General features: G+C 70.6%; 21 protein-coding genes. 2 read left to right on the forward strand and 19 right to left on the reverse strand.

The features are described from left to right. Nucleotides 1-52 precede the first annotated feature (52 nt). The 15 genes from Sfulv_RS03805 to pgsA all read right to left on the reverse strand — a co-directional run bounded on the left by Sfulv_RS03805 (nucleotide 53) and on the right by pgsA (nucleotide 15,463). Nucleotides 53-2,722: a RelA/SpoT family protein gene (locus Sfulv_RS03805; RefSeq protein WP_173311334.1), complete on the reverse strand. Its 2,670-nt coding sequence runs from the start codon at nucleotides 2,720-2,722 to the stop codon at nucleotides 53-55. A 194-nt stretch (nucleotides 2,723-2,916) separates the two neighbouring features. Next, a complete protein-coding gene (locus tag Sfulv_RS03810) occupies nucleotides 2,917-3,468 on the reverse strand; it encodes an adenine phosphoribosyltransferase (RefSeq protein ID WP_173311337.1) in 552 nt (183 codons plus the stop codon). After that, nucleotides 3,465-4,568 carry a protein translocase subunit SecF gene (gene secF / locus Sfulv_RS03815; protein WP_173311340.1) on the reverse strand — a complete coding sequence of 368 codons (1,104 nt, stop codon included), beginning with the start codon at nucleotides 4,566-4,568 and terminating at the stop codon, nucleotides 3,465-3,467. Before secF ends, Sfulv_RS03810 begins: the two co-directional genes overlap by 4 nt. A 1-nt stretch (nucleotide 4,569) precedes the next feature. Further along, nucleotides 4,570-6,330, reverse strand: a complete 1,761-nt coding sequence (gene secD / locus Sfulv_RS03820; RefSeq protein WP_173311342.1) for a protein translocase subunit SecD — start codon at nucleotides 6,328-6,330, stop codon at nucleotides 4,570-4,572. Nucleotides 6,331-6,478: 148 nt separating this feature from the next. Beyond that, entirely contained in the window at nucleotides 6,479-6,946 is a 468-nt protein-coding gene (gene yajC / locus Sfulv_RS03825) for a preprotein translocase subunit YajC (protein WP_173311345.1), read from the reverse strand. A gap of 165 nt (nucleotides 6,947-7,111) precedes the next feature. Beyond that, nucleotides 7,112-8,203 (reverse strand): Holliday junction branch migration DNA helicase RuvB, encoded by a 1,092-nt coding sequence (ruvB, locus tag Sfulv_RS03830; protein WP_173311348.1) that lies wholly within the window; start codon nucleotides 8,201-8,203, stop codon nucleotides 7,112-7,114. Nucleotides 8,204-8,271: 68 nt separating this feature from the next. Then, nucleotides 8,272-8,898, reverse strand: a complete 627-nt coding sequence (ruvA, locus tag Sfulv_RS03835) for a Holliday junction branch migration protein RuvA (protein ID WP_173311351.1) — start codon at nucleotides 8,896-8,898, stop codon at nucleotides 8,272-8,274. Then, on the reverse strand, nucleotides 8,895-9,428 hold the full coding sequence (gene ruvC, locus Sfulv_RS03840; RefSeq protein ID WP_173311354.1) for a crossover junction endodeoxyribonuclease RuvC: 534 nt from the start codon (nucleotides 9,426-9,428) through the stop codon (nucleotides 8,895-8,897). The genes ruvA and ruvC overlap by 4 nt, the downstream gene beginning before the upstream one ends. Before the next feature lie 140 nt (nucleotides 9,429-9,568). Further along, nucleotides 9,569-10,321 carry a YebC/PmpR family DNA-binding transcriptional regulator gene (locus tag Sfulv_RS03845; protein WP_173311357.1) on the reverse strand — a complete coding sequence of 251 codons (753 nt, stop codon included), beginning with the start codon at nucleotides 10,319-10,321 and terminating at the stop codon, nucleotides 9,569-9,571. 61 nt (nucleotides 10,322-10,382) lie between these two features. Further along, the gene (gene pdxT, locus Sfulv_RS03850) at nucleotides 10,383-10,976 is read right to left on the reverse strand and encodes a pyridoxal 5'-phosphate synthase glutaminase subunit PdxT (protein ID WP_173311360.1); all 594 of its coding nucleotides are present in this window, start codon (nucleotides 10,974-10,976) and stop codon (nucleotides 10,383-10,385) included. A gap of 6 nt (nucleotides 10,977-10,982) precedes the next feature. Further along, nucleotides 10,983-11,903, reverse strand: coding sequence for a pyridoxal 5'-phosphate synthase lyase subunit PdxS (gene pdxS / locus Sfulv_RS03855; RefSeq protein ID WP_173311363.1), 921 nt, complete (start codon nucleotides 11,901-11,903; stop codon nucleotides 10,983-10,985). Between the two features lie 113 nt (nucleotides 11,904-12,016). Next, nucleotides 12,017-12,562, reverse strand: a complete 546-nt coding sequence (locus Sfulv_RS03860; RefSeq protein ID WP_173311366.1) for a hypothetical protein — start codon at nucleotides 12,560-12,562, stop codon at nucleotides 12,017-12,019. A gap of 152 nt (nucleotides 12,563-12,714) precedes the next feature. After that, the gene (locus tag Sfulv_RS03865; RefSeq protein WP_173311369.1) at nucleotides 12,715-13,875 is read right to left on the reverse strand and encodes a glycosyltransferase family 4 protein; all 1,161 of its coding nucleotides are present in this window, start codon (nucleotides 13,873-13,875) and stop codon (nucleotides 12,715-12,717) included. After that, nucleotides 13,872-14,795 carry a phosphatidylinositol mannoside acyltransferase gene (locus tag Sfulv_RS03870; protein ID WP_173311372.1) on the reverse strand — a complete coding sequence of 308 codons (924 nt, stop codon included), beginning with the start codon at nucleotides 14,793-14,795 and terminating at the stop codon, nucleotides 13,872-13,874. Before Sfulv_RS03870 ends, Sfulv_RS03865 begins: the two co-directional genes overlap by 4 nt. Then, nucleotides 14,792-15,463: a phosphatidylinositol phosphate synthase gene (gene pgsA, locus Sfulv_RS03875; protein ID WP_173311375.1), complete on the reverse strand. Its 672-nt coding sequence runs from the start codon at nucleotides 15,461-15,463 to the stop codon at nucleotides 14,792-14,794. Before pgsA ends, Sfulv_RS03870 begins: the two co-directional genes overlap by 4 nt. A 442-nt stretch (nucleotides 15,464-15,905) precedes the next feature. Here pgsA and Sfulv_RS03880 point away from each other — a divergent pair, with 442 nt between their 5' ends. Continuing rightward, nucleotides 15,906-17,576: an AbeC-like domain-containing protein gene (locus Sfulv_RS03880; protein ID WP_173317567.1), complete on the forward strand. Its 1,671-nt coding sequence runs from the start codon at nucleotides 15,906-15,908 to the stop codon at nucleotides 17,574-17,576. 66 nt (nucleotides 17,577-17,642) lie between these two features. On the opposite strand, the gene Sfulv_RS03885 is transcribed toward Sfulv_RS03880, so the two are convergent. Further along, nucleotides 17,643-18,203, reverse strand: coding sequence for an HIT family protein (locus Sfulv_RS03885; RefSeq protein ID WP_173311378.1), 561 nt, complete (start codon nucleotides 18,201-18,203; stop codon nucleotides 17,643-17,645). 65 nt (nucleotides 18,204-18,268) lie between these two features. Between Sfulv_RS03885 and Sfulv_RS03890 the strand changes: the two genes are divergently transcribed. Beyond that, entirely contained in the window at nucleotides 18,269-18,946 is a 678-nt protein-coding gene (locus Sfulv_RS03890; RefSeq protein ID WP_173311381.1) for a potassium channel family protein, read from the forward strand. A gap of 29 nt (nucleotides 18,947-18,975) precedes the next feature. Here Sfulv_RS03890 and thrS read toward each other — a convergent pair whose 3' ends face one another. The 3 genes from thrS to Sfulv_RS03905 all read right to left on the reverse strand — a co-directional run bounded on the left by thrS (nucleotide 18,976) and on the right by Sfulv_RS03905 (nucleotide 22,918). Continuing rightward, nucleotides 18,976-20,952 carry a threonine--tRNA ligase gene (thrS, locus tag Sfulv_RS03895; protein WP_173311385.1) on the reverse strand — a complete coding sequence of 659 codons (1,977 nt, stop codon included), beginning with the start codon at nucleotides 20,950-20,952 and terminating at the stop codon, nucleotides 18,976-18,978. 110 nt (nucleotides 20,953-21,062) lie between these two features. Beyond that, nucleotides 21,063-22,322, reverse strand: a complete 1,260-nt coding sequence (locus tag Sfulv_RS03900; RefSeq protein WP_173311387.1) for a hypothetical protein — start codon at nucleotides 22,320-22,322, stop codon at nucleotides 21,063-21,065. Beyond that, the gene (locus Sfulv_RS03905) at nucleotides 22,322-22,918 is read right to left on the reverse strand and encodes a DUF4365 domain-containing protein (protein ID WP_173311390.1); all 597 of its coding nucleotides are present in this window, start codon (nucleotides 22,916-22,918) and stop codon (nucleotides 22,322-22,324) included. The genes Sfulv_RS03900 and Sfulv_RS03905 overlap by 1 nt, the downstream gene beginning before the upstream one ends. Nucleotides 22,919-23,072 lie beyond the last annotated feature (154 nt).

A 23,072-nucleotide genomic window follows, 5' to 3' on the forward strand; every position in this document is an offset into this window, starting at 1 on the left:
CCCCTGTACCTCGGGTACAGGGGCCTCTTCCGTGTTCGTCCCGCCGGGACGGCTACGGCCGGCGCGCCGAGGTCACCCTGTACACGTCGTAGACGCCCTCCACGCCCCTCACGGCCTTCAGGACGTGGCCGAGGTGTTTCGGGTCGCCCATCTCGAAGGTGAAGCGGGAGGTGGCCACCCGGTCCCTGGACGTCTGGACGGCCGCCGACAGGATGTTGACGTGCTGGTCGGACAGGACGCGGGTGACGTCGGAGAGCAGGCGGGAGCGGTCCAGCGCCTCGACCTGGATGGCGACCAGGAACACCGAGGACTGGGTCGGCGCCCACTCGACTTCGAGGATGCGCTCCGGCTGCTGCGACAGTGAGTCGACGTTGACGCAGTCGGCGCGGTGTACGGAGACGCCGCTGCCGCGTGTGACGAAGCCGATGATCGGGTCGCCGGGTACGGGGGTGCAGCAGCGGGCCAGCTTGACCCACACGTCCTCCACGCCCTTGACGACCACGCCGGGGTCGGCGTTGGCGCGGCGCTTGCTGCGGCCGTGGGAGGGCGGGGTGGACTCGGCCAGGTCCTCGTTGGCCTCGTCGTGGCCGCCGAGGGCCTGCACCAGCTTCTGTACGACGCCCGCCGCCGAGACGTGGCCCTCGCCGATCGCCGCGTACAGCGAGGAGATGTCGGGATAGCGCATCTCGTGGGCGAGCGTGACCAGGGAGTCCCCGGTCAGGATCCGCTGGATCGGAAGGTTCTGCTTGCGCATGGCCCGCGCGATGGAGTCCTTGCCCTGCTCGATCGCCTCGTCGCGGCGCTCCTTGGAGAACCAGGCGCGGATCTTGTTGCGGGCGCGGGGCGACTTGACGAAGCCGAGCCAGTCCCGGGAGGGCCCGGCGCCCGCCGCCTTGGAGGTGAAGACCTCGACGAGGTCGCCGTTGTCCAGTGTCGATTCGAGCGGTACGAGGCGCCCGTTGACCCGGGCTCCTATCGTGCGGTGGCCGACCTCCGTATGGACCGCGTACGCGAAGTCGACGGGGGTCGCCCCGGCGGGCAGCGCTATGACGTCGCCCTTGGGGGTGAAGACGAAGACCTCGTTGCGCGAGAGGTCGAAGCGCAGGGACTCCAGGAACTCGCTGGGGTCCTCGGTCTCCTTCTGCCAGTCCAGGAGCTGGCGCAGCCACGCCATGTCGTTGACGGTGTCCTGGCCGCGGCCGGTGTTCCGGGGGACGTCGGTACGGACCTTGGAGGCGCCCGCGACGGCCTCCTGCTTGTACTTCCAGTGCGCGGCGATGCCGTACTCGGCGCGGCGGTGCATGTCGAACGTACGGATCTGGAGTTCGACGGGCTTGCCGCTGGGACCGATCACCGTGGTGTGCAGTGACTGGTACATGTTGAACTTCGGCATCGCGATGTAGTCCTTGAACCGGCCGGGGACCGGATTCCATCGCGCGTGGACGGTGCCGAGGGCGGCGTAGCAGTCGCGGACCGTGTCGACGAGGACGCGGATGCCCACCAGGTCGTAGATCTCAGCGAAGTCACGGCCGCGGACGATCATCTTCTGGTAGACGCTGTAGTAGTGCTTCGGGCGTCCGGTGACGGTGGCCTTGATGCGGGCGGCGCGCAGGTCGGACTGGACCTCGTCGGTCACTATGGCGAGGTACTCGTCGCGCTTGGGGGCCCGCTCCGCGACGAGGCGGACGATCTCGTCGTACATCTTGGGGTAGAGGATCGCGAAGGCGAGGTCCTCCAGCTCCCACTTGATGGTGTTCATGCCCAGCCGGTGAGCCAGGGGTGCGTAGATCTCCAGGGTCTCGCGGGCCTTCTTCTCCTGCTTCTCCCGCTTGAGGTAGCGCATGGTGCGCATGTTGTGCAGGCGGTCGGCGAGCTTGATGACGAGGACGCGGGGGTCCTTGGCCATGGCGACGACCATCTTGCGTACGGTCTCCGCCTGCGCGGCCTCGCCGAACTTGACCTTGTCGAGCTTGGTGACGCCGTCGACCAGCAGCGCCACCTGGTCGCCGAAGTCCTTGCGCAGGGTGTCCAGGCCGTACTCGGTGTCCTCGACCGTGTCATGCAGCAGCCCGGCCATCAGCGTGGCGGGGTCCATGCCGAGCTCGGCGAGGATCGTCGTGACGGCGAGCGGATGCGTGATGTACGGGTCGCCGCTCTTGCGCTTCTGGCCCCGGTGCCAGCGCTCCGCGACCTGGTAGGCGTGTTCGATCTGGCGCAGCGTCGCCGACTCGATCTTGGGGTCGTTGTGCCGGACGGTCCGCAGCAGCGGTTCGAGCACGGGGTTGTACGGGCTGGAGCGCTGGACGCCGAGGCGGGCCAGGCGGGCCCGTACGCGGTTGGACGATCCGCCGGAGCGGGGCACCGCGCCGGCCGGCACCACGGGCTTCGCCGGGCTCCTCGCGGCCTGTCCCGCCGGGGGTACGGGGTTCACGTGCCCGGCGGTGTCCGCGGGCCTGGCGGGCCCGGCCGGGGAGCTCGGCGGCGCGTCGGCCGCGGGCTTCGGGGGCACGGGCGGGGCGTCGGACGCGGGCCCGGCCGGTGTGTCCCCGGCGGGCCACACGGGCCCGGTGTGCGCGGGGCCCGGTGACTTCACGCCGTCCGTGGGCTCCCGCTCCGAAGGCGCGGCCGGCGGGCCCGCCGGCCGCGCGTTCCCTGGCATGGCTCGGTCCGCCGCGGGCTTGTCGGGCTGCGGGGCGGCTGCTGGCTGGGCCTCGTCTGGCAAGAGCGCTCCTCGTGCGGAACCGGGGTACCCGGAAACCCCATGGTATCGACCCGGTGGCGCGCCGACGCCCGGGGACCGCGGGACCGGCGGGGGACCCCGCACGACGCGGGACGGGCACCCGGGTGTTCCCGGGCGCCCGTCCTGAGCGTGCGAATGCCGTACGCCGTGGGTCCTGCTGTCGGTCCTGCCGCCGCTCAGACGGTGATCAGGGCCTCCAGCGGCGCGCCCCGCAGCGCGGGCTCCAGGCGTGCGCGGCCCGGGAGGAAGCCGAGCTCCATGAGGACCGCGACGGCCGCGACCTGGGCGCCGGCCCGCCGGATGAGCTCCAGCGAGGCTTCGGCGGTACCGCCGGTGGCGAGGACGTCGTCGATGACCATGATCCGGTCGTCGGGCGACAGGTCCTCCGCGTGGATCTCCATCTCCGCGGTCCCGTACTCCAGCTCGTACGCCTGGCTGAGCGTGGCTCCGGGCAGCTTTCCGGCCTTGCGGACCGGTACGAAGCCGAGGCCCGCGCGGACCGCGACCGGTGCCGCGAGGATGAAGCCGCGCGCCTCCAGACCGACGATCTTGGTGGCGCCGTGGCGTACGCACAGCTCCGCGAGGGTGTCGGTCAGCAGCGTGAAGGCCACCGGGTCCGCGAGCAGCGGGGTGATGTCCTTGAACATCACGCCCGGCTTCGGATAGTCGGCGACGTCGCGGATGCGGCTGAGCAGCAGCTCGCGGGTGGAATCCGTGGTGCTGGTCATGGACGGTTCCCCGGCGTCCGGCCGTGGCCCCTGCGCTGGCCCGCGACGGCACCCGCGGTCTCGGCCTCGTCCGCGAAGTCGTCCTGCGGCTGGTCGTCGCCCTCGTCCTCGGGGGACTCGCCCTTGGCGGCGGCGGCCGCGCGCTTGGCGAGGATCCGCTTCTTCAGCGCCTTCATCTGCGGTTCGCGTTCCTTGAAGTCGGCGACCAGCGGGGTGGCGATGAAGATCGAGGAGTACGCGCCGGCGGCGAGGCCGACGAAGAGCGACAGCGAGATGTCGTTGAGCATGCCCGCGCCCAGCACACCGCCACCGATGAACAGCAGGCCGGCGACGGGCAGCAGCGCGACGACGGTGGTGTTGATCGAGCGGACCAGGGTGCTGTTGATGGAGCGGTTCGCGACCTCGCTGTAGGTCCAGCGGGTCTGCTTGGTGATCCCCCTCTGGCCCTCCTTGAGGCTGTCGAAGACGACGACCGTGTCGTAGAGGGAGTAACCGAGGATCGTCAGCAGACCGATCACGGTGCCCGGGGTGACCTCGAAGCCGACCAGGGCGTAGACACCGACCGTGATCGTGATGTCGTGGATCAGCGCGATCAGGGCCGCGATGGCCATCCGCCACTCGAAGGCGATGGCGAGGTAGACCACCACGAGGATCATGAAGACCCCGAGACCGGTCCACGCCTTGTTGGCGATCTGCTCACCCCAGCTGGGGCCGACCAGGTCCGCGTTGATCTTCGCCTCGGGCACACCGAGGTCCTCGGCGAGCTGGGTCTTGATCTCGTTGGCCTTGGCGGTCCCGACCTCGGTGATCTGGATACGCATGTTGCCGTTGCCGAGCTCCTGCACGATCGCCTCGTGGCCGGATGCCTCGACGGCGCTCTCGTGCGCCTGGGAGACCGAGACCTTGGGCTTCTCGTCGGTCGTGAAGACCGCGCCGCCCTTGAACTCGATGCCCATGTTGAGGCCGCTGACCGCCAGGCCGACGATGGCCGTGATGGTGATCAGGATCGAGACGCCGTACCAGATCTTGCGCTTGCCGATGAAGTCGTAACCGACCTCGCCTCGGTAGAGCCGGGCGCCGAGATTGCCGAGTCGCGACATCTCACGCCTCCTTCGGGTGGTCGGTGGGGACGTTGATCCGGCGGGTGCGGCGCAGCGGCGGCTTGGCGCCGAGACGCTTGGGGTCCAGCCCGGACCACGAGTTGCCGCTGGAGAAGAACTTCGTCTGGCCCATCAGGGTCATGAGGGGCTTGGTGAAGAGGAACACCACCACGACGTCGAGCAGGGTGGTCAGGCCGAGCGTGAACGCGAAGCCCTGGACCTTGCCGACCGTCACGAGGAAGAGCACCGCGGCGGCGAGGAACGACACGAAGTCGGAGACCAGGATGGTGCGCCGGGCACGGGGCCAGGCGCGCTCGATGGCCGGACGCAGGGTGCGGCCCTCGCGGATCTCGTCACGGACACGTTCGAAGTACACGATGAAGGAGTCCGCCGTGATCCCGATCGCGACGATCGCTCCGCAGACCGCGGGCAGGTTCAGCGCGAAGCCGATGGCCGGGCCGAGCAGGGCCATGATCGTGTACGTCAGGATGCCGGACACCGCGAGGCTGAAGAGCGCGATGAGCGCCAGTCCGCGGTAGTAGGCGACCAGGTAGATGACGACCAGGGCGAGCCCGATGGCACCGGCGATGAGACCGGCCTTCAGCTGCTCGTCACCGAGGGCGGCCGTCACGGTGGTGACGCTCTGCTGCTCGAAGGAGAGCGGGAGGGCACCGTAGGACAGGACGTTGGCCAGGTCCTCGGCGGACTGCTGGGTGAAGCTGCCGGAGATCTCGGCGCTGCCGCTGAGGGTCTCGTTCACCTGCGGCGCGGAGACGACCTCGCCGTCGAGGGAGATCGCGAACTGGTTCTGCGGCGACTGCTGCGCGGAGAGCTTCTGCGTGATCGACTGGAACTTCTTGGAGCCCTTGTCGCTGAACTCCATGGAGACCAGCCAGATGCCCCGCTGCTGGTCGAACTGGGCCTTGGCGTCGTCGACGTCCGTACCGGAGACCTCGGCCGGGCCGAGGATGTACTTGGCGTCACCCTCGGCGCTGCACGCGACCGTGGGGTCCTCGGGCTTGACTCCCTCGCCGGCCACGACGCGGGCCTCGGCGTCGGTGCAGTCCAGCTCGGTGAACTTCTTCTGCAGTGCGGCGCTGGCCGGGTCGGGCGTCTCGGCGGCGGGCGGCTCCGTCGGCGCCGGGGCGTCCGTTTTGCTCGCGCCGGGGGTCGGCGTCTCGTCCTTCTTCAGGGCGTCCGTGACCGCACGGCCCTGGGAGGTGGCGCTCGATGAGGGAGTGGGCTTCGAACCGGAAGCGGTCTCCCCGTCGCCTGCCTTCGCGCTGGGCGTGGCCTTGGGCGTGCTCGAACCGGTTGCCGAGGGGCTCTCGGAACCCGTGGGCGTCGGCGTTCCGGCGGTGACCGTGAGGACGGGCCGGAAGTAGAGCTGGGCGGTCGTGCCGACCTGCTCCTGCGCCTGCTTGGAGTTCGTCCCCTTGGGGATGTTGACGATGATGTTGCGCTCGCCCTGGGTCTGGACCTCGGCCTCCGAGACACCCAGACCATTGACACGGCGTTCGATGATGCTGACCGCGGTGTCCATGTTGGTCTGGTTGATCGCGTTCGGCTTGCCGGGCTGGTTCTTGGCTTCGAGCGTGATCGATGTCCCGCCGGCCAGGTCGATGCCCAGCCGGGGCGTGGTGTGACCGGACAGGAACATCCCGCCGGTGAGCGCGACCATGGCGATCAGGATCAGTACCAGGGCACGCCCCGGCCTGCTCTGACCGCCCGCCGGCCCTCGGCCCTTCTTCGGTGCTGCCACCTTCTCGTTTCTCCCTGTCCAACCGCCCCGCGCCGGGTACGCGCCCGAGCGGCCACGAAGTGATGTGGGGACCTGCCCCCCGCAGAAGACCGCACGTTCCGTCGGACGCCGCGTGCCTGTAGGCGCGCGGCGTCCCGGGATCGTGAAACTACTTCGTGTCGCCCTCGCCGTCGGCCTTGGCGTCCTTCGGGTCGACGTCCTTCTCCACGGCCTTCTCCTCGACCTCGTCGTCCTCGGCCTTCTTGCCCAGGTCGATCCGCGCGGTGTCCGGCGTGCCGGTGAGCGAGGAGGCGTCGTCGGGCACGATCGCGCCCTCGGACTTCAGGTCCTCGGCGTCGCCGTGGACGATGCGGTTGTACTCCGCGTCGTCCAGCACGGCACCGATCGAGTTCTTGGCGTAGACGGCGTGGACGCCGGGCGCGACCTCGAGGAGAACCGTGTCGTCGTGAAGCTCCTTGACGGTGGCGTACATGCCCCCGATCGTCCGGACGCCGGTGCCGGGCTGCATGTCGTTACGCATCTGCGCAGCCGCCGCCTGCTTCTTCTTGGCGGACCGGGTCATCAGGAACATGGCCCCGATGAGCACGATGAAGGGGAGGAGAGTCACGATATTCACGGGACGGGAATTCCTTCGCACGACCGCGTCGGGATGCGGCCTGGTCTACGGGGGTGGGTACGCCACCCTGTACGGGCGGCATCGGCGGAGTCTAAGCGAGTCCGCATCATTGGAACAACGCCCAGCATGGCACCGTGGTTCCTCTGGGGGCCAACCCGTGATTCTTCACGCCCCGAACAGGCCCTGTTGTCCCTTTCCGCCGTGAGGTGGCGGGACAAGGCCCAGATGTGCCCAGGCCGCGGGGGTGGCGACCCTGCCGCGCGGGGTCCTGGCCAGCAGTCCCTCCCGTACGAGGAAGGGCTCGGCGACCTCCTCGACGGTCTCGCGCTCCTCCCCCACCGCGACGGCGAGGGTGGACAGGCCCACGGGCCCGCCGCCGAAGAGCTTCAGCAGGGCGCCGAGCACCGCGCGGTCCAGCCGGTCCAGGCCGCGGGCGTCGACCTCGTACACCCGCAGGGCCGCGGCCGCGATGTCCCGGTCGATCCTGCCGTCGGCCTTGACCTGGGCGTAGTCACGGACCCGGCGCAGCAGCCGGTTGGCGATGCGGGGGGTGCCCCGGGAGCGGCCGGCGATCTCCGCGGCGCCCACCACGTCGATCTCGACGTCCAGGAGGCGGGCGGAACGGTGGATGACGCGTTCCAGCTCGACGGGGCTGTAGAACTCCATGTGCCCGGTGAAGCCGAAGCGGTCGCGCAGCGGGGGCGGCAGCAGGCCGGCCCGGGTGGTGGCGCCGACCAGGGTGAAGGGCGGCAGTTCCAGGGGGATCGCGGTGGCACCGGGGCCCTTGCCGACGATGACGTCGACCCGGAAGTCCTCCATGGCCATGTAGAGCATCTCCTCGGCGGGCCGCGACATGCGGTGGATCTCGTCGAGGAAGAGGACCTCGCCCTCCTGGAGTGAGGAGAGGATCGCGGCGAGGTCGCCCGCGTGCTGGATGGCGGGGCCGGAGGTGATCCTGATCGGGGCGTTCATCTCGGCCGCGATGATCATGGAGAGCGTGGTCTTGCCGAGGCCGGGAGCGCCGGAGAGCAGGACGTGGTCGGCGGTGGCTCCGCGGGCGCGGGCGGCCTTGAGGACGAGGTCGAGCTGCTCGCGGACCTTCTCCTGGCCGACGAACTCGTCGAGGTCCTTGGGGCGCAGCGCCGCTTCGACCGCGGTGTCCTCGCCGTCTGCCCCGGCGTCGACCAGCCGGTCGTCCAGCGGGTCGTCCAGATGCGGACGCTCGTCGGTGTCGGGTCCGGTCTCGTCCCAGTTCATTCGGTCAGTCCCGCCTAGGGTGTCTCGGTGCCGGGCCGTGCGGCGCCGGACCGGTGTGGTGCCCGGGTTCAGCGTGCACGGTTGAGCGTCTGGAGAGCGGCGCGCAGCAGTTGCGGTACGGGCGGCCGGGCGCCGTCCGCGATCGCGGCCTCGGCCTGCGGGGCGACGGCGGCGACCGCCTCGTCCGCCTCACGGGTCGCGTACCCGAGTCCGATCAGGGCCGCCTGGAGCTGGTCGCGCCAGCCGGAGGTGACCGGGGTGCCGATGCCCTGCTGCCCGATGCGGGCGCCGACCGGCTCCCCGAGCCTGTCCTTCAGCTCCAGGAGGAGCTTCTGGGCGCCCTTCTTGCCGATGCCGGAGACGGCGGTGAGCGCCTTCTCGTCACCCGTGGCGACGGCGGTGCGCAGGGCGTCGGGGCTGTGGGTGGCGAGCATGGCCTGGGCGAGCCGGGGGCCGACGCCGCTGGCGGTCTGGAGCAGTTCGAAGACCTGGCGCTCGTCGTCGTCGGCGAAGCCGTAGAGCGTGAGCGAGTCCTCCCGTACGACGAGGGAGGTGGCGAGCTTGGCCTCCTTGCCGATCCGCAGGCCGGCGAGGGTGTGGGGGGTGCACTGCACGGCCATGCCGATGCCGCCGACCTCGATCACGGCCGTGGTCGGGGCGAGGGCGGCAACCGGGCCCGATACGAAGGCGATCACGCGGTACGGCCTTTCAGGGTGCGATGGGCGGCGACGGCCTGCTGGAGTCTGTTCTGCGCGGGGGCCCGCCAGATGTGGCAGATGGCGAGTGCGAGGGCGTCGGCGGCGTCGGCGGGTTTCGGCGGCGCGTCCAGGCGCAGGAGGCGGGTCACCATGGCGCCGACCTGGTCCTTGTCGGCACGTCCTGAACCGGTGACGGCGGCCTTGACCTCGCTGGGCGTGTGCAGGGCGACGGGGATGCCGCGACGTGAGGCGCACAGCATGGCGACCGCGCTGGCCTGGGCGGTGCCCATCACCGTACGCACGTTGTGCTGGCTGAACACCCGCTCCACGGCGACGAATTGGGGCCGGTGCGTGTCGAGCCATTCCTCGATGCCGCGCTCGATGGCGACCAGCCGGTGGCCGAGCTCCGCGTCGGCCGGGGTGCGCACGACTCCGACGCCGATCATCGTCAGAGGGCGTCCGGCGACGCCTTCGACGACTCCCACCCCGCACCGGGTCAACCCCGGGTCCACACCGAGTACACGCATGAAGCGCCCCCTCCCTCCGCCGACTTCACCGATCGGTCAACTGTTCCCGCAGGCTATCGGCTCGCACTGACAATGCGACGGGCCGACGGGGTGTGTCCCCGTCGGCCCGTCGCGTCGTCGGTGCGGCGACTGCCCGGATGTCAGGCGTCGACCTTCTCCATGACCTCGTCGGACACGTCGAAGTTGGCGAAGACGTTCTGCACGTCGTCACTGTCCTCCAGCGCGTCGATGAGCTTGAAGATCTTGCGTGCGCCCTCTTCGTCGAGATCTACCTGCATGGTGGGCAGGAAGTTGGCCTCGGCGGAGTCGTAGTCGATTCCGGCGTCCTGGAGAGCGGTGCGGACCGCGACCATGTCGGTGGCCTCGCTGACGACCTCGAACGTGTCACCGAGGTCGTTGACCTCCTCGGCACCCGCGTCGAGCACGGCGCCGAGGACGTCGTCCTCGGTCAGCTCGCCCTTGGGGACGATCACGACGCCCTTGCGGTTGAAGAGGTAGGAGACCGAACCCGGGTCGGCCATCGAACCGCCGTTGCGGGTCATGGCGACCCGTACGTCGGAGGCGGCGCGGTTGCGGTTGTCGGTGAGGCACTCGATGAGCACCGCGACGCCGTTCGGTCCGTAGCCCTCGTACATGATCGTCTCGTAGTCGGCGCCGCCGTCCTCAAGACCGCCACCGCGCTTGACCGCGGAGTCGATGTTCTTGTTCGGGACGGAGCTCTTCTTCGCCTTCTGGATGGCGTCGACGAGCGTCGGGTTGCCTTCGAGATCGACACCGCCGGAGCGGGCCGCGACCTCGATGTTCTTGATCAGCTTCGCGAAGAGCTTGCCGCGCTTGGCGTCAATCACGGCCTTCTTGTGCTTCGTCGTAGCCCATTTAGAGTGGCCGGACATCTGCCTTCTCCTTCGCGTCACCAAAATCGATCCGAACCCGAGAGATCCTACCGGGGTCGAGTCAGCGGACTGCGCGCACCATGTCGACGAAGAGTGCGTGAACCCGGTGGTCTCCGGTCAGTTCCGGGTGGAATGACGTGGCGAGGGCGTTTCCCTGCCGTACGGCGACGATGTGGCCGCCGTGCTCGGCGATGACCGTGACCCGCGCCCCGACGGATTCGACCCAGGGGGCCCGGATGAACACGCCCTCGACCGGGCCGTCCGCGACGCCTTCGACCTCGACGGCCGCCTCGAAGGACTCGTTCTGCCGTCCGAAGGCGTTGCGGCGCACGATCATGTCGATACCGCCGACGGTCTCCTGGCCCGAGCGCGGGTCGAGGATCTTGTCGGCGAGCAGGATCATGCCGGCGCAGGTGCCGTAGACGGGCATCCCGGCGCCGACGCGCTCGCGCAGCGGGTCCAGCATGCCGAAGAGCACGGCGAGTTTGGACATGGTGGTGGATTCGCCGCCGGGTATGACCAGGCCGTCGACCTCGGCGAGCTCCTCGGGCCGCCGGACCGGCCTGGCCAGGGCGTCAGCCGAGGCCAGGGCGATCAGGTGCTCCCGTACGTCGCCCTGGAGAGCCAGGACTCCGATCACAGGGGTGTCGCTCATCAGTGACTACCAGCCGCGGTTGGCGTAGCGCTCGGCCTCGGGCAGGGTGTCGCAGTTGATGCCGACCATGGCCTCGCCCAGGTTGCGGGAGGCGTCCGCGATGATCTTCGGGTCGTCGTAGAAGGTGGTGGCCTTCACGATCGCGGCGGCGCGCCTGGCCGGGTCGCCGGACTTGAAGATGCCGGAGCCCACGAAGACGCCCTCGGCGCCGAGCTGGCGCATCAGCGCGGCGTCGGCGGGGGTCGCGACCCCGCCCGCGGAGAAGAGGACGACGGGCAGCTTGCCGAGCTCGGCGACCTCCTTGACCAGCTCGTACGGGGCGCGGAGCTCCTTGGCGGCGGCGTACAGCTCGTTGTTGTCGTAGCCGCGCAGCCGGGCGATCTCGTTCTTGATCTGACGCAGGTGGCGGACGGCCTCCACGACGTTGCCGGTGCCGGCCTCGCCCTTCGAGCGGATCATGGCCGCGCCCTCGGCGATACGGCGCAGGGCCTCGCCCAGGTTGGTGGCGCCGCAGACGAACGGGGTCGTGAAGGCGAACTTGTCGCTGTGGTTGACCTCGTCGGCCGGGGTCAGGACCTCGGACTCGTCGATGTAGTCGACGCCGAGGGACTGCAGGACCTGGGCCTCGACGAAGTGGCCGATGCGCGACTTGGCCATGACCGGGATGGAGACGGCCTCGATGATCTCCTCGATCATGTTCGGGTCGGACATCCGGGCCACGCCGCCGTCCTTGCGGATGTCGGCGGGCACCCGCTCCAGAGCCATGACGGCCACGGCGCCCGCGTCCTCGGCGATCTTCGCCTGCTCGGCGTTGACGACGTCCATGATCACGCCGCCCTTGAGCTGCTCGGCCATACCGCGCTTGACGCGGCTGGTGCCGATGGCCGGGGAGTCGGTGGACTGCTGCGTGCTGGGAAGCGTGGACACGGATCGACCTCACTGGGGAAAGACAGCTGACTGGTGCAAGGTCGAGCAAACGCCCCCGGACCAGTCCACAGCAAGGGCCAATAAGCACCCCGTGGATCGTTCCGGCCCCGGTCTCAGGATCCGGGACGGGCCGCGAGCGCCACCGGTGGCTCGTCGTCCATCTCGAAAGCGAGCGGGAAGGGCGCGTGTCCGGCCAGCCGGAACAGCCGCACCGAACGGTGCCTGCGCAGCGCACGGGCGGCGCGCACCGCGTCGTTGTGGAAGCGCCGCGCCATCGGCACCCTGCGCACGGCGGCGGCGAGCTCGGCGGCCGCCTCGACGCCGCCGGGGATCTCCTGCACCGCCTCCACCTGGACGGTCTCACCGAAGACGGCGCGCAACGCGGTGCTCAGCTCGCTCTCGGTGACCTCCCGCTGCTCCTCCTCGGCCTGCCGGGCGGCGTGCGCGGCCTCGTACAGGACGATGGAGGCGGCCGGGTCGAGGACACCGGACGTGGCCAGTTCCTGGGTGACCGAGGCGCGGCGCAGCAGTTGGGCGTCGAGCGCGGCCCGGGCCGCGTCGATCCGGGCGTGCAGCCGGTCCAGCCTTCCGGCGGTCCAGCTGAGGTACAGGCCGATCGCGACCAGCGCGACGGCGATCCAGATGAGGGTTTCGGTCACGGGCGGCAAGGCTACCGTCGTACGGGCCGCTCCCCGGCCGCCCCCGCCCACCGGGGCCCGGACCGGAGTCCTTTCCGGCAGCGGGGCAGCGGGCCACGGTGGAGGGGAGGGGGTGCGAGGGGATGTGAAGTCACCGGCCGGACGGCCGGCCTTCAGTCCCGGGCCAGCCCGAACCGCGCCCGGAGCCCCGTGCGCTCGTCCGCGGCCACCGAGGCGGCCCCGTCCGTCACGGTCTCGTACACCGCCAGGATGTCCGCGCCCACCGTCGTCCAGTCGAAGCGGCGCACGTGCGCGCTGCCCCGCCGGCGGAGCCCCTCGCGCCGCTCCGGGTCGCCCAGGAGGCGGATCGCGGCCGTGGCCAGCGCGTGCGCGTCCTCGTTGGCGAAGAGCTCACCGGCCGAGCCCTGGTCGAGCACCTGGGCGAACGCGTCCAGATCGCTGGCGAGCACCGGCGCCCCCGCCGAGAGCGCCTCGACCAGGATGATGCCGAAGCTCTCGCCCCCGGTGTTCGGCGCGACGTACACGTCGACGCTGCGCAGCAGGCGTGCCTTGTCCTCGTCGCTGACCATGCCGAGGAACTCGACGCGGTCACGCAGTTCTCCTGGCAGGGAGGCGACCGCCTCCTCCTCGTCACCCCGGCCGGCAACCAGCAGCCTCGACTCCGGGCGGGCGGCCAGGATCGCCGGCAGGGCCCTCATGAGGACCGGCAGGCCCTTGCGCGGCTCGTCGATGCGCCCGATGAACCCGATCGTCCCGCCCTGCCACTCGGCCTTGGGCTCGGCCCGGGCGAAGAAGTCCACGTCGACGCCGTTGGGGATGACGACGGCGTCGCCGCCCAGATGCTCGACAAGGGTCCGGCGGGCGTACTCGCTCACCGCGATCCGCGCGCGGATCTTCTCCAGCGCGGGCTGGAGGATCGGATAGGCCGCGATCATCGCCCGGGACCGCGGGTTGGAGGTGTGGAAGGTGGCGACGATCGGCCCCTGGGCCGCCCAGCAGGCGAGCAGTCCCAGCGAGGGCGAGGTGGGTTCGTGGATGTGGATCACGTCGAAGGTGCCGTCATGCAGCCACCTGCGCACCCGCGCCGCCGACAGGAAGCCGAAGTTCAGCCGGGCGACGGAGCCGTTGTACGGGACGGGGACGGCCCGGCCCGCCGAGAGGACGTACGGCGGCAGCGGGGTCTCGTCGTCGGCGGGCGCCAGTACCGAGACCTGGTGGCCGAGGCGGATCAGGTGCTCGGCGAGGTCGCGGATGTGGAACTGCACGCCACCCGGGACGTCCCAGGAGTACGGGCAGACGATGCCGATCTTCACGGCTGTTCCCCTCGGGGCTCCAGATCGGAGGTCCAGAGGCGCTGGAGCATGTGCCAGTCCTCCGGGTGTTCGGCGATTCCGATGGCGAAGGCATCGGCCAGCGCCTGTGTCATCACCGCGGCCTTCTCGACGCGGTTGCCCGTGGCCGGCGGCTCCACGGGCGGGTGGATGCGCACCTTCATGACCGGTGTGCCGTCGTACCAGAGCGTGGCGGGGAGCAGGGCCGCCCCGGTCTGCTGGGCCAGCAGTGCCGGCCCCGCCGGCATCCTGGCGGTGTCGCCGAAGAACGTCACCTCGACCCCGGACGCCGACAGGTCCCGGTCGGCGACCAGGCAGACGAGGCCGCCGGCCCGCAGCCGCCGCGCCAGGGTGCCGAAGGCGGCGCCGCCGCTGTGCGGCAGCACCTCCATACCGAGGCTCTCGCGGTAGGCGACGAACCTGTCGTAGAGCGATTCCGGCTTGAGGCGTTCCGCGACGGTGGTGAGGCCGATCTTGAGTTCGGTGGTCGCCCAGGCGCCGGCGAGGTCCCAGTTGGCCAGGTGCGGAAGGGCCACGACGACGCCCCGCCCGGCGTCGAGGGCACGCGTCAGGTGGTGGGTGTCCCGCACCTCGATGCTGTCCTTGATCCGCCGGGGGCTCCATGTCGGCAGCCTGAAGGACTCCAGCCAGTAGCGCATGTACGAGCGCATGGCGGCCTTGGACAGCTCGGCGAGGCGGGCGGCGTCCGCGTCGGGCACCACCCGCGCCAGATTCGACTCCAGCCGCAGCACGCTCTTGCCGCGCCGCTTCCACACCTGGTCGGCGAGGGTACGGAAGAGCGCCCGGGCCACCGGCTCGGGGAGCGTCTTGACCGCTCCCCAGCCCAGCCCGTACAGCCTGTCCGTCAGCCGTTCCCGCAGCCCGTCGTCCGTACCGCTCACTGGGCGGCCTCGCTCCCCTGCTCCGTCGACGCGGCGGCCGCGTCGGCCTCCGCGGACTCCCGGCGCACGGTCACCACTCGCTGGATCAGTGTCACCAGGCTTCCGGCGGCGACGATCCACAGGGCGACCGGCAGCAGGACGTCGATCCCGGGGACACCGAAGGCGTGCAGTCCCGCGAGCCCGGCGGCGACCAGCGAGATCACGAGCCGCTCGGCGCGCTCCACCAGACCGTTGACCGCGACCGGCAGGCCGATCGACTCTCCGCGCGCCTTCGTGTACGAGACCACCTGGCCGCTCGCCAGACAGAAGATCGCCACCGCGCACAGCACGTTGTCGTCACCGCCGCCCGCGTACCAGAGCGCGAACCCGGCGAAGACCGCCCCGTCCGCGACACGGTCGAGCGTCGAGTCGAGGAACGCGCCCCACCGGCTGGAGATCCCGGCCTGCCGGGCCATGTTGCCGTCGACGAGGTCCGAGAAGACGAAGAGCGTGATGACGATCGTGCCCCAGAAGAACTCCCCCATCGGGTAGAAGACCAGCGCACCTGCCATCACTCCGGCCGTGCCGATGAGCGTGACCGCGTCGGGGCTGACCCCTAGGCGGAGCAGCAGAGCGGCGAACGGTGTGAGGACACGCGTAAAGAATGCACGCGCGTACTTGTTCAGCATGGCCTTCCCGAGGTTCGGCGGGCCGTGCGGCCACTGCGGCCACCGGCTGGCCCATCGTAGTCACGACCCGTGTGCTCTACCGGCCGGGCACCCGCTCCGGAAGTGTGTCGGCGCCCCGGCCGCCCACGCGTGACGTGTCCGACGCCGCCCCGTGGGAGTGGAAAGCCCGGACCGGCCGCGGGCGCCGCGGACGGCTCACCCCATGGCGACAGGACGTACCCCGGCACCGGGACCGCCCTGGCAGGCCGTCGCGGCGTCGCCGGCGAACGGGCATCGGGCGGAAGGGGAGGAGGAGGCGTGCCGCCCGCCTCGACGCGGGCGACACGCGGCGGGACGCCGGCCGGGCCGGAACGATACGCTGAGGGCCCAGCTCAGAAGGTGTGCCGCGTACGGTAGTTGGGAAAAGCGCCTAGGGCAGACCGTGCGGCGAGTGGGGGCGGCAGTGGCCAACGACGGATTCGATTTCTCTCCTGGAGCGCAGATCCCGCTCCAGGGCTCGGCCGGACAGGCGGTGGCGACCAACGCCCTCGCCTCCGCCGCGTACCGCGACAGCCCGGTCGAGGACATCCTCAAGGCCAACAACGATCGGCACAGATCGGAAGTGAAAGCGGGCGATTCCAAGCTCTTCAAGTCCGCCTACTTCAAGCCGAATCTCGGTGAGGCGTTCTCCCGCGCCGTCCAGGAACGCACGCTGGGCGGTGGCCGCAAGGCGCTCATCCAGTCCTTCGGCACCGACCCGCAGACCGTCGTCGAACACTGCCTGTCCGCGAACGGCCTCCGCAAGGCGCGGGACAAGAAGCTGACCCTCGTCACCACGCTCTGCGGTTTCGTGTTCCTCCCCGGCCTGCTGCTCTGGGTGCTCGCCTTCTGGCTGCGCGACTCCCTCAACAAGTCGAAGGACACCGCATTCCGGGTCCTGGGCGGCGTGCTGCTCGCCGCCTTCGGCATCGGCGCCCTGGTCCTCTTCATCACGCTCCCGGTCTCCGGCCTCCTCGCGCTCTACCTGCGCGGGATGATCATCGCCCCCGCCATCGGCTGGTTCCTGGCCAAGCGGATCGCGGAAGCCTCGGCGAAGGACATGCGCTCCCGCTGGGAAGGGCTGCTCGCCGGCGCCGGCGTCATCGCCAAGATCCCGGACTCCGTACCCAAGAACCCCAACGAGACCGCTCGTGAAGCACTGCGCCAGGGCCTGGAGAAGCTCTCCGCCGAGCAGCAGTCCAACTCCATCTTCTACGCGGGTCCCAAGGGCATCCTCGGCATGGGTACCCGCTGGGGCAGCTGGCAGCTCGCCGAGAACCTCGTCGCCAGGGACCCGGGCAAGGAGATCCACCAGTTCCGCAGCTGGGACCTGATAAGGGTCATCCACGACCAGCTGAAGATGCTGGAACGCGGCCCGCTCAACACCGGCGGCTTCCCCACCCCGTCCGTGAAGCACTGGATCGTCTCCCCCGTGGGCGAGAACGCGGACTCGGTCTCCCGTCCCGCCGGCGAGGACGTCGCCACCTTCCAGGTCAAGCCGCACGAGATACAGCGCATCTGCAACCACCAGCAGTTCGGCAGCGGCGACCGGCACTACCTGGGCGTCCAGTTCACGCTCTGGGACGGCCAGCTGGTGATCACCATGATGATCACCGTGACCGTGCTGCACGAGACGCTGCGCATCGAGGTCACCGGGCACGCGCTGGGACCCGTGCACGGGCTCTTCCTCACCAAGCCCGAGGCCGAGACCAGGACGGTGAAGAAGGCCGTCAGGTTCTGGGAGACCCGCAAGATCACCCTGCCGATCGTCAAGGCCGACGAGGTCGTCAGGCTCGCCCTGCGCGCTCCTCTGACCTGGTACCCGCCGCTCCTGGACTACCTGGGCGGCAAGATAGTCCTCCCCGAGCCCTTCGGCCTCCGTCACGCCTGGGCGGCGCAGCCGTGGAACCACCGGTTCATGGCGGACGACGCCCTGCGCGCGGCCGCCCCCGTCCTGCGCGCCGTGCACGCCGCGGCGATCCGCGTGCTGGAGGAGAGCGGGGTCGACACCGAACGCTTCGACAACCGCTCCATGGTTCTCAGCGGTCTGGTGCAGGACGCCGCTCCGAGGAAGGCCGACGTGTACGACGCGTAGGAACGCCCCGCGAGGGGCTGTCCCGGCGTGTGCCGGGGGCGCCCCTCGCTTACGGGGACCGTCCGCTCAGAGCGCCGGCCAGGCGTCCGCCAGCATCGCGCGGGTGTTCCCGAGCAGCTGCGGCAGCACCTTCGTATGGCCGACCACCGGCATGAAGTTGGTGTCCCCGCCCCAGCGGGGCACCAGGTGCTGATGCAGATGGGCGGCGATTCCCGCCCCCGCGACCGCACCCTGGTTCATCCCGATGTTGAAGCCGTGCGCTCCCGAGGCGGCCCGCAGCGCGGCCATGGCGCGCTTGGTGAAGTCGGCCAGCTCGGCGGTCTCCGCGGCGTCCAGGTCCGTGTAGTCGGCGACGTGCCGGTAGGGGACGACCATGAGGTGGCCACCGGTGTACGGATAGAGGTTCAGCACGGCGTAGACGCGCTCACCGCGCGCCACGACCAGCCCGTCCTCGTCCGATTTGCCGGGGATGACGCAGAACGGACAGCCGTCCTCGGCGCCCGGGCCGCTGGGCTTGTTCTCCCCCTGGATGTAGGCCATCCGGTGGGGCGTCCACAAGCGCTGGAACGCGTCGGGCGTTCCCACTCCGATCTGCTGCTCCGGCTCACTCGTCATGCCGGTCAGCATATTGCTTCGGCCCGCGGAGCGTGTCGCCGGGGCCAGGCCCGGCAGCCGCCCGCGATGCTGTGGCCATGAGCGACCGATCCGCCCACGCCGCCCCCGGCAGGCTGACACACTGGGAGAAACGCACCGAAGTACCCCTGTTCGTCGCCTCGCTGTTCTTCCTCGCCGGGTACGCGGTCCACGTCCTCGCCCCACGGAACACCGAACCTTGGCGCGATCTCGCCCTCGCCCTGGTCGGCGCCACGTGGCTGCTCTTCCTCGCCGACTACGCGGTCCGGCTGCGCCTCAGCGGTCTGGGCCTCCGGTTCGTCCGCGCCCACTGGCTGGACACGGTGGTCCTCCTCCTGCCGCTCCTGCGCCCTCTGCGCCTGGTCCGCGTCTACACCGCCGTACAGCGGCGGCGGGACCGCCCGCGGCTCGACCTGTACGCGCGCGCGATGACGTACGCCGGCCTGGCGGCGGTGCTGCTCGGCTTCTCCGCCGCGCTCGCCGTCTACCACCAGGAGCACGGCGCGCCGGGTGCCACGATCCGCACCTTCGGCGACGCGGCGTGGTGGGTGTGCGCGACGCTGACGACGGTGGGGTACGGGGACGTCTCCCCGGTCACCCCGGGCGGCCGGACGGTCGCGGCCCTGCTGATGGTCTGCGGTCTCGCCCTGCTGGGGGCGGTGACCGGCTCGTTCTCCTCGTGGCTTCTGCAGGTGTTCACCCGGGAGGACGAGAAGAGACCCCCGGAGCGCGGTTGACGCTCCGGGGGCCTCCTCACGGTGTGCGGTCAGACCTGCACGCGGTCCTCGACAGCCTTCGCGATCTTGGCGAGGGCGTCCTCGACCGGGATGCCGTTCTCCTGCGAACCGTCGCGGTAGCGGAAGGAGACGGCACCGTTGGCCATGTCCTCGTCGCCCGCGATGATCATGAACGGGACCTTGGCCTTCTGCTGGTTGCGGATCTTCTTCTGCATCCGGTCGGAGGAGGCGTCCACGTCCACCCGCAGCCCCTGCTTCCGCGCCTGGGCGGCGAACTCCTGGAGATACGGGATGTGCGCGTCGCCGATCGGGATACCGACCGCCTGGACCGGGGCCAGCCATACCGGGAACGCACCCGCGTAGTGCTCCAGGAGCACCGCGAAGAAGCGCTCGATGGAACCGAACAGCGCGCGGTGGATCATGACCGGGCGCTGCTTGGTGCCGTCCGGGCCGGTGTACTCCAGGTCGAAGCGCTCCGGCAGGTTGAAGTCGAGCTGCACCGTCGACATCTGCCAGGTGCGGCCGATCGCGTCCTTGCACTGCACGGAGATCTTCGGTCCGTAGAACGCGGCGCCGCCCGGGTCGGGGACGAGCGGCAGATTCTGCTTCTCCGCGACCTGACGGAGTGTCTCGGTGGCCTCTTCCCAGACCTCGTCCGAGCCGACGAACTTCTCCGGGTCCTTGGTCGAGAGCTCCAGGTAGAAGTCGGTCAGACCGTAGTCGCGGAGCAGGTTCAGGACGAAGGTCAGCGTCCGGTCGAGCTCCTCCGCCATCTGCTCCTTGGTGCAGTAGATGTGCGCGTCGTCCTGGGTGAAGCCGCGCGAGCGGGTCAGGCCGTGGACGACGCCCGACTTCTCGTACCGGTACACCGTGCCGAACTCGAAGAGGCGCAGCGGCAGTTCGCGGTACGACCGGCCGCGCGCGTCGAAGATCAGGTTGTGCATCGGGCAGTTCATCGGCTTGAGGTAGTAGTCCACCCCGTCGTCGAGCTGCATGGGCGGGTACATGCCGTCGGCGTACCAGTCCAGGTGGCCGGACTTCTCGAAGAGCTTGCCCTTGGTGGCGTGAGGGCTGTAGACGAACTCGTAGCCCTCCTCCTCGTGGCGGCGCCGCGAGTAGTCCTCCATGGCCCGGCGGATGACGCCGCCCTTGGGGTGGAAGACCGCGAGGCCGGGGCCGATCTCGTCCGGGAAGGAGAAGAGGTCCAGCTCGTTGCCGAGCTTGCGGTGGTCGCGCTTGGCGGCCTCCTCCAGGAACTCCAGGTGCGCCCTGAGCTCGTCCTTGGTGGGCCACGCGGTGCCGTAGATGCGCTGGAGCTGCTTGTTCTTCTCGCTGCCGCGCCAGTAGGCGGAGGCGTTCCGCATCAGCTTGAACGCCGGGATGAACCGGGTGGTGGGCAGGTGCGGACCCCGGCAGAGGTCCTTCCAGCACAGCTCGCCGGTCTTCGGGTCCAGGTTGTCGTAGATGGTCAGCTCGCCGCCGCCGACCTCGACGTCCGCGCCGTCCTCCGAGGACGCCGAGCCCTTGATGCCGATGAGCTCCAGCTTGTACGGCTCGTCGGCGAGCTCCTCGCGGGCGGCCTCGTCGGTGACGACCCGGCGCGAGAAGCGCTGGCCCCGCTTCTGGATCTCCTGCATCTTCTTCTCGATGGCCTTGAGGTCCTCGGGCGTGAACGGCTTCTCGACGTCGAAGTCGTAGTAGAAACCGTCCTTGACCGGCGGTCCGATGCCGAGCTTGGCGTCGGGGTGCAGTTCCTGCACGGCCTGCGCCATGACGTGCGCGGTGGAGTGCCGCAGGATGTCGAGGCCGTCCTGGGAGGAGATCTCGACGGGCTCGACGGTCTCGCCGTCCCTCAGCTCGTACGCGAGGTCCTTCAGCTCGCCCTCGACACGCGCGGCGACGACGGTGCGCTGACCGGGGAAGAGCTCGGCCGCCGTAGTCCCCGTCGTCACCACGCGCTCTTCCCGCTCGGAATCGCGTTGGATGATCACACGGACGTCTGACACCGGTCTCTCCTGACTGAGGGGGTGCGCGCCTCGTATCGCGCGCGCAAGAGGGATCGTACCGAGCCGGAGGCGCCCTTAGCGAAAGGGATACGGCACGGCCGGGGCGCCCCCTACGCCTCCTCCCCCGCGCACGCCTCCTCGAAGAAGTCCAGGTTCTCCTGGAGCGACTTCATCAGCCGGTCCCGCTCCGTCTCGTCGACCTGGACGGGAGCCACCTGCGAGGCGCCGCTGAGCCGCCGGAAGCCTCCCCTGCTCTCCAGCCGCCCCTCCACCCGGATCGGCAGCCCGACCAGGTGGGCCTGGCCCGCGATGCGGTACGCCTCCTCGTCCAGCTCCATCCGTACGTGGGCGACCTCCGCGCCGGCCAGCACCCTCAGCCGTACGATCCCGGGACCGCGGGGCCCGGAGCGGCGCATCCGGACGACGGCGCCGGTGATGCGTACGGCGGCGGCCGGTTCGTCCCGGAGGTAGCGGGCGCCCGCCCGGCGCAGGGCGGGCAGATCACCGGGGGAGAACTCGACGGGCTCCGGACGGGCGGGGCAGCCGTCGGGCGTTCCGGCGGCAGGCGCCCACTCCACGGCGACCCCGGCGCCTTCGGAGCCCCGGACCAGGGCGATGACGGCCTCGGTCAGTTCCCGGCTGACGCCCGCGGCGACGGCGGAGCCGAAGGCGTCCATGCCGCCGGTGGCCCGCTGGTAGTCGACGGCCTCCCGGGTGGCGTGCAGGGCGTGGTGGAGCCGTACGGCGACGGCTCGGCCCGAGGCGACGGGCACGAACGCGGTGAGTCTGCGCCCGCCGGGCGCGGGCCCCACCAGGGTGGTGTCCAGCGCCGCCCGGGCCTTCCGGCGGTGGCGGTCGCCGTGGTAGCCGGCCGGGGCGCGGACGGCCAGGGCGCCCGCCAGCAGGATCTGCCGGGCCGCCGAGCGCAGGTGCTCGTCCTCGGACCAGCCGGCCGCTCCGGCGGCCCCGGCGGCCGACTCGGGGACGTCGCGCCACCACCGGATCTCGTCGCTGGGCACCGCGAGGCCGACGAGAACGTCCCTGGCGGAGGGGTGCGCGCTGCCGGCGAGCGCGGTGAGTGCCTCGGCTATGAGGTCCTCGCTGTCCGGGAACGCGGCCGTCTCGGGCACCAGCAGGCTCGTCGTGCCGCCGGCCGGTCCGGGCGGTGTCCAGCGGCTGTAGCGTCCCGGCGCCCCGCCGCGCCGCCGCCAGCCGTGCCGGCCGAGGAGCGCGCCGAGGACGGCGGGGTCGACGAGGGCCGGATCGGGGACGCCCCCGGTGGTCCGTCGTCCGTCCGGGTGCGCCCCCGGGTGCGGGCGTGGGCCCGCGGGCGCCGCTCCGTCGAACGGTTCGTCCGTCGGCCTGTCCATCAGGGTCTCCCTCCCGCCCCGACCCGGGCCATGATCTCGCAGAGCGCCCGGTCGTCGAAGATCCGCGTGGTCGGAACGCGCACGGTGGTCCTGTGCCGGCCCGTCACTGCGTGGCCCGCCAGGTTGGTCCAGTAGCAGCAGTGCCGCAGGCCGAGTTGTCCGTGTCCGGCGCTCAGCCACTCCTCGCGGCTGCGTGGCACGAGCATCACGACCAGGATCTTGTGCACCGACACGGGGGTCCTGGCGAGCTTCACGAGGTGGGCGTTGTCGAGCGTGAAGGAGAACGCCGGGCCCGGTGGGTACGGAGGGAGCTGGTAGGTGCATTTGAGCTGCACCTTGATGGTCACCTCGTCGTCGACGACGTGGTCAGGGGCGCCGTGGCTGACGTGCCAGTCGATGCCGTTGTCCGGGAACGGCTGCGACAGGGAGCAGCCGGCCGCAGCGGCTACCGCGTGCAGGTAGCCCACCTGGAGCGTCTCCATGCAGGCGGTGGTGGCGAGGGTGCCGCGCGGCGGTGTGTTCCGCCGCACCGGCAGGACTCCTCCGTGGTTCTCGGCGCGGGAGGGGCCTCCTGGGTTCGGCTGCGCGAGCGCCATGGCTGCGTGTGCCTTCCGGGCTGTGCCGACCGGTCACCCGGCCTCTGCCGACGGGCAGGTCAACTTCCTTTCCCGTCACCTGTGTTGTCACCGCAGGAGGTGGGTCGTAAACGGCGTATCAGGCAAACACGCCGGGTATCACCGTTCCGGGCGG

This window comes from Streptomyces fulvorobeus (genome assembly GCF_013167895.1).
Taxonomy (GTDB): domain Bacteria; phylum Actinomycetota; class Actinomycetes; order Streptomycetales; family Streptomycetaceae; genus Streptomyces; species Streptomyces fulvorobeus.

Bases quoted from the DNA above. Each gene is read 5' to 3' on its own strand.
- Sfulv_RS03900 (WP_173311387.1), bottom strand. From the start codon at position 22,322: ATGGACAGGCCGACGGACGAACCGTTCGACGGAGCGGCGCCCGCGGGC.
- ruvC (WP_173311354.1), bottom strand. From the start codon at position 9,428: ATGCGTGTACTCGGTGTGGACCCGGGGTTGACCCGGTGCGGGGTGGGA.
- pgsA (WP_173311375.1), bottom strand. From the start codon at position 15,463: ATGCTGAACAAGTACGCGCGTGCATTCTTTACGCGTGTCCTCACACCG.
- pdxT (WP_173311360.1), bottom strand. From the start codon at position 10,976: ATGAGCGACACCCCTGTGATCGGAGTCCTGGCTCTCCAGGGCGACGTA.
- Sfulv_RS03905 (WP_173311390.1), bottom strand. From the start codon at position 22,918: ATGGCGCTCGCGCAGCCGAACCCAGGAGGCCCCTCCCGCGCCGAGAAC.
- ruvB (WP_173311348.1), bottom strand. From the start codon at position 8,203: ATGAACTGGGACGAGACCGGACCCGACACCGACGAGCGTCCGCATCTG.
- Sfulv_RS03890 (WP_173311381.1), top strand. From the start codon at position 18,269: ATGAGCGACCGATCCGCCCACGCCGCCCCCGGCAGGCTGACACACTGG.
- secF (WP_173311340.1), bottom strand. From the start codon at position 4,568: ATGTCGCGACTCGGCAATCTCGGCGCCCGGCTCTACCGAGGCGAGGTC.
- Sfulv_RS03845 (WP_173311357.1), bottom strand. From the start codon at position 10,321: ATGTCCGGCCACTCTAAATGGGCTACGACGAAGCACAAGAAGGCCGTG.
- Sfulv_RS03885 (WP_173311378.1), bottom strand. From the start codon at position 18,203: ATGCTGACCGGCATGACGAGTGAGCCGGAGCAGCAGATCGGAGTGGGA.
- Sfulv_RS03810 (WP_173311337.1), bottom strand. From the start codon at position 3,468: ATGACCAGCACCACGGATTCCACCCGCGAGCTGCTGCTCAGCCGCATC.